This is a genomic window from Bacteroides sp. BFG-637 (assembly GCF_024793605.1).
Lineage (GTDB): Bacteria > Bacteroidota > Bacteroidia > Bacteroidales > Bacteroidaceae > Bacteroides > Bacteroides vicugnae.
This window is the reverse complement of record NZ_JANUPD010000002.1, coordinates 3,365,098-3,378,690: the sequence shown is the minus strand read 5'-3', so window position 1 is coordinate 3,378,690 and position 13,593 is coordinate 3,365,098. Positions and strand designations below refer to the sequence as shown.

At 43.0% G+C, this 13,593-nt stretch carries 9 protein-coding genes and 1 pseudogene; all 10 read left to right on the top strand.

The genetic code is table 11. The features are described 5' to 3' along the window. The first annotated feature begins 17 nt into the window (after positions 1-17). The 10 genes and pseudogenes from NXX38_RS12930 to NXX38_RS12885 all read left to right on the top strand — a co-directional run bounded on the left by NXX38_RS12930 (position 18) and on the right by NXX38_RS12885 (position 13,588). Positions 18-611: a bifunctional nuclease family protein gene (locus tag NXX38_RS12930; RefSeq protein ID WP_074558501.1), complete on the top strand. Its 594-nt coding sequence runs from the start codon at positions 18-20 to the stop codon at positions 609-611. An 8-nt stretch (positions 612-619) separates the two neighbouring features. Next, entirely contained in the window at positions 620-1,318 is a 699-nt protein-coding gene (locus NXX38_RS12925; protein WP_074558500.1) for a 16S rRNA (uracil(1498)-N(3))-methyltransferase, read from the top strand. Between the two features lie 51 nt (positions 1,319-1,369). Next, on the top strand, positions 1,370-2,917 hold the full coding sequence (locus NXX38_RS12920; RefSeq protein WP_258979638.1) for a DUF4836 family protein: 1,548 nt from the start codon (positions 1,370-1,372) through the stop codon (positions 2,915-2,917). Between the two features lie 20 nt (positions 2,918-2,937). Continuing rightward, positions 2,938-3,582 carry an ATP-binding cassette domain-containing protein gene (locus NXX38_RS12915; RefSeq protein WP_148364346.1) on the top strand — a complete coding sequence of 215 codons (645 nt, stop codon included), beginning with the start codon at positions 2,938-2,940 and terminating at the stop codon, positions 3,580-3,582. 87 nt (positions 3,583-3,669) lie between these two features. Continuing rightward, positions 3,670-4,875 carry an ABC transporter permease gene (locus NXX38_RS12910; RefSeq protein WP_217721578.1) on the top strand — a complete coding sequence of 402 codons (1,206 nt, stop codon included), beginning with the start codon at positions 3,670-3,672 and terminating at the stop codon, positions 4,873-4,875. A 47-nt stretch (positions 4,876-4,922) separates the two neighbouring features. Beyond that, on the top strand, positions 4,923-7,574 hold the full coding sequence (locus NXX38_RS12905) for a TonB-dependent receptor plug domain-containing protein (protein ID WP_258979637.1): 2,652 nt from the start codon (positions 4,923-4,925) through the stop codon (positions 7,572-7,574). A gap of 243 nt (positions 7,575-7,817) precedes the next feature. After that, positions 7,818-8,738: a tRNA (adenosine(37)-N6)-dimethylallyltransferase MiaA gene (miaA, locus tag NXX38_RS12900; protein ID WP_148364343.1), complete on the top strand. Its 921-nt coding sequence runs from the start codon at positions 7,818-7,820 to the stop codon at positions 8,736-8,738. Between the two features lie 58 nt (positions 8,739-8,796). Beyond that, the gene (locus tag NXX38_RS12895) at positions 8,797-9,723 is read left to right on the top strand and encodes a diacylglycerol kinase family protein (protein WP_004301802.1); all 927 of its coding nucleotides are present in this window, start codon (positions 8,797-8,799) and stop codon (positions 9,721-9,723) included. A gap of 144 nt (positions 9,724-9,867) precedes the next feature. Then, on the top strand, positions 9,868-10,668 hold the full coding sequence (gene kdsA / locus NXX38_RS12890) for a 3-deoxy-8-phosphooctulonate synthase (RefSeq protein ID WP_148364342.1): 801 nt from the start codon (positions 9,868-9,870) through the stop codon (positions 10,666-10,668). Positions 10,669-10,749: 81 nt separating this feature from the next. Then, a pseudogene (locus NXX38_RS12885) lies at positions 10,750-13,588 on the top strand (M16 family metallopeptidase). Positions 13,589-13,593: the final 5 nt, after the last annotated feature.

The following is a 13,593-nucleotide window of genomic DNA, read 5'->3' as shown; positions in this document are numbered from 1 at the left end:
TTAAGTAAAAGAGAACGATGGACAAAAAGATAGAATTACAAGTTATAAATATCACAAACAGCCAGGCGCAAGTAGGCGCGTTTGCTATGCTATTAGGCGAAGTGAACGGTGAGAGGCAACTGCCTATCATCATCGGCCCTGCGGAAGCCCAGGCTACAGCTTTATATCTGAAAGGAGTAAAAACTCCCCGTCCGTTGACACATGATTTATTTATAACAAGCCTTACTATACTGGGAGCCAGCCTGATACGTGTATTGATTTACAAAGCAAAGGATGGTATTTTCTACTCCTATATTTACCTCAAAAAAGACGAAGAGATTATACGTATCGACGCACGGACTTCAGACGCAATTGCCCTGGCAGTGCGCGCCGACTGCCCGATTCTTATTTATGAATCTATTCTTGAACAAGAATGTCTTCATATGTCATCAGAAGAAAGAACCCGTTCTGGAAAAACGGACAACGACGAAGAGGCTGAAGAAGAACATGATTTGCCCGGTGCTACTTCCAGAACACTTGAAGAAGCACTGGAACAGGCTATCAAAGATGAGAATTATGAATTAGCCGCCCAGATACGTGACCAAATCAATTCAAGAAATAAAAATCAGTAAGTAATATTATGCACGTATTTTATACTCCCGATATACAGAAAAGCAACGAGCTTCCCGAAGAGGAAGCACAACACTGTATCCGTGTTCTGCGGTTAAGTATCGGAGACGAAATCACTCTTACCGACGGTAAAGGTAACTTTTACAAAGCTGAAATCACTGTTGCAACCAACAAACGTTGTTTCGTAAACATCAAAGAATCCATTTTCCAGGAGCCTTTATGGCCATGCCATTTACACATTGCCATGGCACCGACGAAAAATATGGACCGTAACGAATGGTTTGCAGAGAAAGCCACCGAAATAGGTTTTGACGAACTGACTTTCCTCAACTGCCGTTTCTCGGAACGTAAAGTTATCAAGACCGAACGGATTGAAAAGATTCTGGTATCAGCCATTAAACAATCTCTCAAGGCACGACTGCCAAAGTTGAACGACATGATCGAGTTTGACCGGTTCATCGGACAGGAGTTTAAAGGACAGAAATTTATCGCACACTGTTACGAAGGGGAGAAACCTCTATTGAAGAATATCCTGAAACCCGGAGAAGATGCTCTTGTCCTGATAGGTCCCGAAGGGGATTTCAGTGAAGAGGAAGTGAAGAAGGCCATCGAACGGGGATTCGTTCCGATCAGTCTCGGCAAATCACGGCTCCGTACAGAAACAGCAGCACTAGTGGCCTGCCACACGCTGAATCTGCAAAATCAATAACAGCAGTAAATATCTGAATCAATGATTATACAACTTTTAAATAACATAAGTATGGCAAAGAAAACGATTTCACGACTCTCGGTACTGGCAGTACTGATTGTTTTCCTGGCAGCATGTTCCAAGACATCGGAATATACAAATGTGATACCGGCTGACGCTTCGGTAGTTGCCTCTATCAACCTCAAATCCCTCGCAAGCAAAGCAGGATTGGATGATAAAGAGAATGAAGCTGCTAAACAAAAAGTACTGGAAGCACTGAAAAGTGGAATGAATGCCGCCACATTCCAACAACTGGAAAAGGTTATGAAGAATCCGGGCGAATCGGGAATCGATGTTGAATCTCCATTCTATGTATTCTCTTCATCTTCTTTCCCTTATCCCACCGTTATAGGTAAAGTGAACAATGAAGATAAGTTGCATGCTTCACTCGACGTGATGGCAAAAGAACAAATCTGCCAACCGGTAGGTGAAGCTGACGGTTACAGTTTTACAACGATGAACGGCGGTTTGCTCGCTTTCAATAATTCTACTGTACTGGTAGTTAACGTAAGCGGAACGACTCAAACTGATAAAGCCAAAGAAGCCATTACTAATTTGTTGAAACAGACAGCAAGCAATAGTATCGTGAAATCAGGAGCTTTCCTGAAAATGGAAAAACAGAAAAGTGATATTAACTTCTTCGCTTCCATGACAGCTATCCCTTCAACCTACCGCGATCAGATAACCATGGGATTACCTACCGAAGTGAAAGCGGAAGACATCACTCTGATAGGAGGACTGAACTTTGAAAAAGGCAAGATTGCCCTCAAAACAGAAAACTATACTGAAAACGAAGCAGTGAAAGCTCTCCTGAAAAAACAAATGGAATCTGTTGGAAAAGCGAACAATACTTTCGTTAAATACTTCCCGGCTTCTACCCTGATGTTCTTCAACGTAGGTGTAAAAGGAGGCGAACTGTATAACCTGTTGAGTGAAAACAAGGAATTCCGCAACACTGTATCTATCGCTAAGGCAGACGAAGTAAAAGAGTTGTTCAGCTCGTTCAATGGTGATATTTCAGCAGGGTTAATCAATGTTACCATGAGCAGTGCCCCTACTTTCATGATGTATGCTGACGTCAAGAACGGCAATGCACTTGAAACTATTTACAAGAACAAGCAATCATTGGGACTAAAAAAAGGAGAAGACATCATACAACTTGGCAAAGACGAATACGTCTACAAGACAAGAGGCATGAATATATTCTTCGGCATCAAGGATAAACAAATGTATGCAACCAATGATGAGTTACTTTACAAAAACGTAGGTAAAGCTGCCGACAAATCAGTCAAAGATACTCCTTATGCATCGGATATGAAAGGAAAGAGCTTATTTATAGCAATCAATGCCGAAGCAATTCTTGATTTGCCTATAGTTAAAATGGTGGCAGGTTTCGGAGGACAGGAAGCTAAGACATATATCGAACTGGCCAACAAGGTTTCTTACCTGTCTATGAGTTCGGAAGGAGAAATCAGCGAGATCGACCTTTGCCTGAAAGACAAGGATGTAAATGCCCTCAAACAAATTGTAGACTTTGCCAAGCAATTTGCCGGCATGTAATAAATGTATAAACAAACGGTATGAATAGTATTCACCTACAGCAAACACTTCCCCAAGTGTTTGCTGACCGTAATTCGGTGACTTCGGACGTATGGCATCAGGATCTTTTCTTCCGGAAAGGAGAGATGTATCTGATTGAAGCGGCTTCCGGCACCGGCAAATCTTCGTTGTGCAGCTACATCTATGGTTACCGCAACGACTATCAGGGGATTATTAATTTCGATGAAACCAATATCAAAGCATACTCCGTGAAGCAATGGGTCGACCTGCGAAAGCATTCACTAAGTATGCTTTTTCAGGATTTACGCATCTTCACCGAACTGACCGCTCTTGAAAATGTACAATTGAAGAATAACCTCACCGGATGCAAAAAGAAAAAAGAAATCTTATCATTCTTCGAACAACTGGGGATCGCAGATAAAATAAATGTGAAAGCCGGTAAGCTATCTTTCGGACAGCAACAGCGCGTCGCCTTTATCCGGGCGCTCTGCCAGCCGTTCGACTTTTTATTTCTGGATGAACCGATCAGCCACCTGGATGATGATAACAGCCGCATCATGGGTGAACTTATCATTGCCGAAGCAAAGGCACAAGGAGCCGGAGTGATCGCCACTTCCATCGGTAAACATATCGAGTTGCCTTACAACCATACACTTCAACTGTAATAAGCTGGTTAATAATAGGTAGCAGGTAATAAACAATCTCTTTTCACAGCATCATTTCAAATCGTAAATTGTAAAATCGTAAATAAAATGCCAACTCTTGTCTGGAAACTCCTTCGCCAACATATCAGTATCGGTCAATTAGCCGGTTTCTTTTTAGCCAACCTATTCGGCATGATGATTGTATTGCTTAGCGTACAGTTTTATAAAGATGTCATTCCGGTATTCACCGAAGGAGACAGCTTTATGAAAAAGGATTTCATCATAGCTACAAAGAAAATCAGCGCTCTCGGTTCTTTTGCGGGAAAGAGTAATACATTCTCTGCCGAAGAAATTGCGGATCTGAAAAAGCAACCGTTTACCAAAACAATAGGAGCTTTCACTCCTTCCCAATTCAAAGTTTCGGCAGGATTAGGAATGAAGGAAGCCGGTATCCATCTTTCCACAGATATGTTTTTTGAGTCTGTTCCCGATGAGTTTGTCGACATCAAACTCGATAAATGGCATTTCGATGAATCTACACATACCATACCCATTATCATTCCCCGCAACTATCTGAATCTTTACAACTTCGGTTTTGCGCAAAGCCGAAGCCTTCCCAAACTATCGGAAGGATTGATGAGTCTGATTCAAATGGATATTATGATGCGTGGCAACGGACGGGTGGAACAGTACAAAGGCAACATTGTCGGCTTCTCCAATCGCCTGAATACGATTCTTGTCCCCCAGTCTTTTATGAAATGGGCTAATGAGAATTTTGCACCGAATGCAGAAGCCCAACCGGCACGATTGATTATCGAGGTCAGTAATCCGGCAGATTCCGCCATCGCCAGTTATTTTCAGAAGAAAGGATATGAAACGGAAGACGGCAAGCTGGATGCCGGAAAAACAACTTATTTCCTTCGTCTTATCGTAGGTATTGTATTGGGAGTGGGTCTATTTATCAGTATCCTTTCATTCTATATACTGATGTTGAGCATCTTCCTGCTCTTACAAAAGAATACGACCAAGCTGGAAAGTCTATTACTAATCGGATACAGTCCCAACAAGGTAGCATTGCCTTATCAGTTGCTCACGGTAGGATTGAACGTTATCGTGCTTGTATTATCCATCGGATTAGTCTCCTGGTTACGCAGTTATTATATAGACAGCATCCGCTTGCTATTCCCACAACTGGAAACCGGATCATTATGGGCAGCAATCAGCATGGGCATTGTATTATTCATTGCCGTATCGGTTATCAATATAGTGGCAGTGAAAAGAAAAGTGCTTTCCATATGGATGCATAAGGCGTAGATGGAAAAGACTCGCTAAAACAAAGTTTTCACAAAGACGTATAATATATGAAAAGCATAACTACATTTTCGATTAATAGGGTTTCAATAGCTTTCTTTTTCGGAATGCTGTTCTGTTTTGCTCCATTGTCGGGGCAAAACGGACAAGATACAATCATTGCGTATTTTAATCTGCTGGAAAAGGTCCCACAGGAAAAGCTGTACCTGCATCTGGACAAGCCATTTTATGGGGCAGGAGAAAAAATATGGTTCAAGGGATATCTGGTAAACTCTGTTACACATCAAGATAATACACAAAGCAACTTCATCATTACAGAGCTTGTCAACCGTTCCGACTCTATCGTAGAACGTAAGAAGATTCGTAGAGATTCATTGGGTTTTCATAATGCTTTCACCCTCCCTCCCACTCTCCCGGCAGGTGATTATTATTTGCGGGGATATAGTAACTGGATGCTTAATCAGGAACCGGAATTCTTTTATTCACGCAATCTGAAAATCGGTAACTCGATTGATAACACGATTGTCTCGAATATTGAGTATCAGCAAGAAGACGAATCACATTATACAGCCAAGGTAAGATTTACCAGCAATGTCCAAGAGGCTTTCGGAAATACTGCTATCCGCTACCACTACTTTGAAAATGGAAAGATAAAAGATAAAGGTAAAAGAAAGACAGACGAGAATGGGATGATTTCTATTTCCCTGCCGGATCTGAAGCCTATTGCCACACGCCACATTGAAGTAGAATTCGATGATCCCCAATATATCTATAAAAAGACTTTCTATCTGCCTTCGTTTACAAAAGACTTTGACGTTAAGTTCTTCCCGGAAGGGGGAGCTCTCCTGGCCGTTGCTCATCAGAATATAGCTTTCAAGGCTCAAGGATCGGACGGCTTTTCCACAGAAATAGAAGGCTGCCTGTTCGATGCCAACGGAGACACATTAACAGTCTTCCGCTCAGAGCATGACGGCATGGGAGTTTTCACACTGAATCCGACTATAGGGAACTCTTATTATGTGATTGCCAAATCCGGTGACGGTATCAGTAAACGATTCGACCTCCCAGCTGTAGAAGAAAAAGGAATCACACTTTCCATGACACATTATAAAAAGGAAATCCGTTACGAAATCCAGAAAACAGAAGCTACCCAGTGGCCTCAAAAGTTATTCTTGATTGCACATACTCGCGGAAAGCTGATCATCCTGCAGCCAGTCAGTGTCGACAGGACTTTTGGAAGAATGAACGACAGTTTATTCAACGCAGGCATCACCCATTTCATGCTGATCGACCAACAGGGCAACGCACTTAGCGAACGCCTGGTTTTCGTACCCGACCGGAATCCGCATCAATGGCAAATTCTTGCAGATAAGCCGACATACGGAAAAAGAGAAAAGGTATCCCTGCAAATTTCAGCAAAAGATGATAACGGTACTCCGGTAGAAGGTAGTTTCTCCGTCAGCATTACCGACAGAAAGAGTATCCGTCCGGATTCGCTTGCTGACAATATCGTATCGAATCTTCTATTAACCTCCGACTTAAAAGGATATGTAGAAAATCCCGGATATTATTTTATGCAGCAAGACCTCCGGACTCTCCGCACGGTAGACTTCCTGATGATGACGCACGGATGGCGCAGACACCATATCCGGAATGTACTGACTGCACCTTCAATGAACCTCACCAACTATATGGAAAAGGGGCAAACTATCAGCGGACGTATCAAAGGCTTCTTTGGGGGTAACGTTAAGAAAGGACCTATTTGTATTCTGGCTCCCAAACAGAACATCATCGCCACTACCACCACAGACGAAAAAGGAGAGTTTATCGTGAACACATCTTTCAGAGATAGCACGACTTTCCTTGTTCAGGCACGTACCAAAAGAGGATTTGCCGGAGTAGACATTGTGATTGACACTCCTCAATACCCGGCAACTTCACACAAGTCTCCTTTCCATGATGGAACAGCAACGTTTATGGAAGATTATTTGCTCAATACCCGCGACCAATATTACATGGAAGGTGGAATGAGAGTGTACAATCTGAAAGAAGTGGTAGTCACTGGAAGTCGTAAAAAGGCCAGTTCAGAAAGTATTTACACAGGAGGTATCAACACCTACACGATCGAAGGGGACAGATTGGAAGGATTCGGTGCACAAACAGCTTTCGATGCAGTCACCAGACTTCCGGGCATTAGCGTGACAAATGGAAATGAAATACATATCCGCAACAATCCCGAGCAACCTGTCATTGTCGTTGACGACGTGGTATATGAAGACGATAACGATATCTTGACCATGATACAAACCAGTGATATGTCGAGTTTGAGCCTTCTCCGCGGTGCCGATGCAGCAATCTTAGGCTCCCGCGGTTCGGCAGGTGCTATCGTTATTACGCTGAAAGACGGTAAAGATATCCCGGCAAGACCGGCACAGGGCATTATCACGTGTACTCCACTGGGGTACAGCGACTCGGTCGAGTTCTATCATCCTACTTATGATACGCCCGAAAAGAAGAATGACCAACGCTCGGATTTACGAAGTACAATCTATTGGAATCCTACCCTACAACTGGATGCTAATGGAAAAGCAATCATCGAATACTATACTCCGGACAGCACTGCACCGGAAGATATAACCATAGAAGGTGTGGATAAAAATGGAAAGGCATGCCGGATCATACAGGCAATAAGCAACAGATAAATGTGAAAATGATTTTGAACTAAAGGCACTTTAGCTGAACAATGCCAGTATCTTCAAGCTACTTTACCCGTATCTATGCGTTATTCTCACACGCTTCATCATCATTAGATTGAATACCAGCAATTAGAGGTTAAAATACAAATTAACCTTCCCTACTCTCTTATTTATCTTGATAAAAAAGCGATTGAATACCAAACAGGTTAAAAATATTTCGTAATTTTGCAGATATAAAAGAATGAAGCTATGCCGGACTATGATTTAATCGCCATACTCGGACCTACAGCCTCGGGTAAAACTCCCTTTGCCGCTGCCTTGGCCTATGAACTCAACACAGAAATTATCAGTGCCGATTCCCGTCAGATATATAGAGGAATGGATCTCGGTACAGGAAAAGATTTGGCCGACTATACCGTAAACGGACGTACAATCCCCTATCATCTGATTGACATTGCAGACCCCGGATACAAATACAATGTGTTTGAATATCAACGTGATTTCCTGAATTCTTACGAAAGCATCAAACAAAAAGGCTGTCTTCCCGTTTTATGTGGAGGGACAGGTATGTATCTGGAATCCGTGTTGAAAGGATATAAACTGATGCCCGTACCGGAAAATCCGGAATTACGCAACCGTTTGGCAAATCATTCGCTGGAAGAGTTGACGGAAATATTAAGTCAATACAAGGCTTTGCATAACTCCACCGACGTGGATACCGTGAAACGGGCGATACGTGCAATAGAAATTGAAGAGTATTATGCAGCCCATCCGGTTCCCGAAAGGGAATTTCCGGAACTGAACAGCCTCATCATCGGAGTGGATATTGACCGGGAACTGCGCCGTGAAAAGATCACCCGCCGATTAAAACAACGATTGGATGAAGGAATGGTGGACGAGGTAAGACGATTGATCGAACAGGGAATTGCACCGGACGATCTCATCTACTATGGACTGGAATACAAATACCTGACATTGTACGTCATAGGCAAACTGACTTATGAAGAAATGTTCAACGGTTTGGAGATAGCCATCCATCAGTTTGCCAAGCGACAAATGACCTGGTTCCGTGGCATGGAAAGAAGAGGATTTACGATCCATTGGATGAATGCAGAGTTACCAATGGAAGAAAAGATAGCTTTTGTAAAAGAGAAACTGCAAGGGAATTAGTATCTTTGGCAGTTATTATAGTGCGATTTTTAATACACAATAGGATAGATATACAAATATGAGTGTAGAACCGAAGAAATGGGGAGTGATTTACAACCCAAAAGCTGGTACCCGAAAGGTAAAGAAGCGCTGGAAAGAAATTAAGGAGTACATGGACAGTAAAGGTGTAGACTATGACTATGTACAATCCGAAGGTTTCGGTTCGGTAGAGCGTCTCGCTAAAATTTTGGCCAACAATGGTTATCGCACGATTGTCATTGTGGGAGGTGATGGGGCATTGAATGATGCCATCAATGGCATTATGCTATCCGATGCCGAAGATAAAGAGAACATTGCCCTCGGTATGATTCCGAACGGTATCGGAAATGACTTCGCCAAATATTGGGGACTTAGCACCGAATACAAGCCGGCTGTCGACTGTATCATCAATCATCGGTTGAAGAAAATAGACGTAGGCTACTGCAACTTCTACGACGGAAACGAACACCAGCGTCGCTATTTCCTCAATGCCGTTAATATCGGACTGGGAGCACGAATCGTCAAAATCACCGATCAGACCAAGCGTTTCTGGGGAGTGAAGTTCCTTTCATACGTTGCCGCCCTGTTTTCTCTTATATTTGAACGGAAGCTTTACAGAATGCATCTCCGTATCAATGACGAACATATCCGCGGACGCATCATGACCGTATGTATAGGCAGTGCCTGGGGATGGGGACAAACACCCAGTGCCGTTCCATACAACGGATGGCTGGATGTATCCGTAATCTACCGCCCGGAATTCCTGCAAATTATTTCCGGACTATGGATGCTGATTCAGGGAAGAATCCTGAATCACAAAGTGGTGAAAAGCTACCGGACGAGAAAAGTAAAGGTACTCCGGGCACAGAATGCAGCGGTGGATTTGGACGGGCGTTTGTTGCCTAAACATTTTCCTTTAGAAGTAGGCGTGCTCCCGGAAAAGACAACGCTTATTATTCCAAATTAAATATAATTAGGCACGGATTACGCGGATTACACGGTTTTCTTAATATAACCGAATTGGCAAGAACAGTGTAATTTACAGTATCTGCAAGAACCGTGTAATCCGCGTAATCCGTGCCTGAAAATAAACTTATAATAGTAGTTAAGTATGATAGAACTTAAGAACAACCCCACCGGCAACTTTTTCCTGTTGGCCGGTCCGTGTGTGATAGAAGGTGAAGAAATGGCAATGCGCATTGCCGAACGAGTAGTAAAGATCACCGAAGCACTGCAAATTCCTTATGTATTCAAAGGTTCTTACCGCAAGGCAAACCGCTCACGTCTGGATTCGTTTACCGGCATTGGCGATGAGAAAGCACTCAAAGTATTGAAAAAAGTACATGAGACTTTCGGAGTCCCTACCGTAACCGATATCCATACCGCAGATGAAGCTGCAATGGCAGCCGAATACGTGGACATACTTCAAATCCCGGCTTTTCTTTGTCGCCAGACCGACTTGTTGGTTGCCGCAGCCAAAACCGGAAAAACGATTAACATCAAGAAAGGACAGTTCCTTTCACCGCTGGCAATGCAGTTTGCTGCCGACAAAGTGGTGGAAGCCGGAAACAAGAATGTGATGCTTACCGAACGCGGAACAACTTTCGGCTATCAGGATCTTGTTGTGGACTATCGTGGTATCCCCGAAATGCAATCATTCGGCTATCCGGTGATTCTGGATGTCACTCACTCCTTGCAGCAACCCAACCAGACCAGTGGGGTAACGGGAGGAATGCCGCAGTTGATAGAAACTGTCGCCAAAGCAGGTATCGCCGTAGGTGCCGACGGAATATTCATCGAAACGCATGAAAACCCTGCCGTGGCAAAAAGCGATGGTGCCAATATGCTAAAGTTAGACCTCCTGGAAGGACTGTTAACTAAGCTAGTCAAGATACGGGAAGCTATAAAATAACTCTTTTCCCTGTCTATTTGTGATTTACAACCAAACACAACGACAAATAACACAGAAATATTTATTTAAACTAAATAGAACATGAAACATTTATTACGTGGATTATTTATTGCAGTCCTTTTTATATGCTGCAATTTCCAGCTCGTACTTGCACAACCCATGCAAGAGTTACCTGTAGACAAGAATGTCCGCATCGGTAAACTAGACAACGGGCTTACCTATTACATTCGCCACAATGCCCTTCCCGAAAAACGAGTTGAATTCTACATCGCCCAGAAAGTAGGTTCTATTCTTGAGGAACCGCAACAACGTGGTCTGGCTCACTTTCTGGAGCACATGGCTTTTAATGGCACAAAGCACTTCCCGGGTGATGAAACCGGACTTGGCATCGTGCCCTGGTGCGAAACGAAAGGTATCAAATTCGGCACGAACCTGAATGCATATACCAGCGTCGACCAGACGGTGTACAACATCAGCAACGTACCGACTGAAAATATAAACGTGGTAGACTCTTGTCTGCTGATCCTTCATGACTGGTCGAATGCTATCAACCTTGCCGACAAGGAAATTGACAAAGAACGTGGTGTTATCCGCGAAGAATGGAGAAGCCGCAACAGTGGTATGCTTCGCATCATGACTGATGCACAGTCTACTCTATATCCGGATTCTAAATATTCAGACTGTATGCCTATCGGAAGCATTGATGTTATCAACAACTTCCCTTATCAGGATATCCGCGATTATTATGCGAAATGGTATCGTCCGGACTTGCAAGGAATCGTTATTGTAGGTGATATCAATGTAGATGAAATTGAAGCCAAACTGAAAAAGGTATTCGCAGATGTAAAAGCTCCTGTAAACCCGGCCAAACGTATCTACTATCCAGTGGCAGATAATCAGGAACCGCTTATCTATATCGGCACAGACAAGGAAGTGAAGAATCCTTATGTAAACATCTTCTTCAAACAAGACGCTACACCGGATTCTTTGAAAAATACCATTGCTTATTATGCTACCCAGTATATGGTCAGCATGGCTATGAATATGCTGAACAACCGTTTGAACGAACTCCGCCAAACTGCTAATCCTCCTTTCACTAGTGCAAGCGCAGAATATGGAAACTATTTCCTTGCCAAGACTAAAGAAGCACTCGCACTTGATGCAAGCAGCAAAATAGACGGCATCGATTTAGCAATGAAAACAGTTTTGGAAGAAGCTGAACGTGCACGCCGCTTCGGATTTACCGCATCAGAATATGAACGCGCACGCGCCAACTATCTGCAAGCCGTAGAATCTGCTTACAACGAACGTGAAAAGACTAAAAGTAGTTCTTACGTCAACGAATACGTTAACAATTTCCTTGAAAAAGAACCGATTCCGGGAATCGAAGTTGAATATACACTGGTAAACAAACTGGCTCCGAATATCCCTGTAGAAGCTGTCAATCAGGTGATGCAACAACTAATCACTGACAACAATCAGGTGGTTTTACTGGCCGGTCCGGAAAAAGAAGGCGCTAAATATCCTACTAAAGAAGAAATTGCTGCTTTATTGAAACAAATGAAGTCATTCGATCTGAAACCTTATGAAGATAAAGTTTCTAACGAACCGCTGATCTCTGAAGATATTAAAGGTGGCAAGATTGTTTCTGAAAAAGCTGGTGATATTTATGATACGACTAAGTTGGTGCTTTCCAACGGCGTAACTGTATATGTGAAGCCTACTGATTTCAAGGCTGACCAGATTGTAATGAAAGGTGTAAGCTTCGGTGGTACCAGCGTATTCCCGAACGAAGAAATTATCAATATCTCTCAATTAAACGGAGTAGCTCTGGTAGGTGGAATCGGTAATTTCAGCAAAGTGGATCTGGGTAAAGCTTTAGCCGGCAAACGTGCAAACGTAGGTGCGGGTATCGGCAACACTACGGAAACTGTTTCCGGTAGTTGTGCTCCGAAAGACTTTGAGACAATGATGCAGCTTACTTATCTGACTTTCACATCTCCGCGTAAGGATAATGGAAGCATTCGAATCTTACAAGAACCGTCTGAAAGCCGAACTTCAAAATGCGGACGCTAATCCGATGACTGCTTTCAGTGACACAGTTACAAGTGTACTATACGGTCACCATCCGCGTGCCATCAGAATGAAGGAAAACATGGTAGACCAGATCGACTATGACCGTATTCTTGAAATGTACAAAGACCGCTACAAAGATGCTAGTGATTTCACTTTCTTTCTGGTAGGAAACGTAGACTTGGCTACAATGAAACCGTTAATCGCCAAATATCTGGGAGGTCTGCCATCTATCAACCGTAAAGAGACTTTCAAAGATAACAAGATGGATATCCGCAAGGGAGAGATCAAAAATGTATTTGCAAAGGCACAGGAAACTCCAATGGCTACCATCATGTTCCTTTATAGCGGCACTTGCAAATATGACTTGCGCAACAATGTCCTGCTTAGCTTCTTAGATCAGGCTCTGGATTTGGTTTACACTGCTGAAATCCGTGAAAAAGAAGGAGGTACATACGGTGTAAGCTGTAACGGAAGCCTTGGTAAATACCCGAAAGAGGAGCTTGTTCTTCAGATTGTATTCCAAACTGACCCTGCCAAGAAAGATAAACTGTCTGCTGTTGTTGTAGAACAACTTCACAAAATGGCAAAAGAAGGTCCGTCTGCCGAGCACATGCAGAAGATCAAAGAATATATGCTGAAGAAGTATAAAGACGCCCAGAAAGAAAACGGCTACTGGCTTAATAATATGGACGAATACCTCTACACGGGTGTGGATAATACCAAAGACTATGAAAAGTTGGTCAACAGCATCACAGCGAAAGAAGTGCAAGACTTCCTCGCCAATTTGCTGAAACAGAACAACGAAATTCAAGTCATCATGACCGTGCCGGAAGAAAACAAATAAAAATT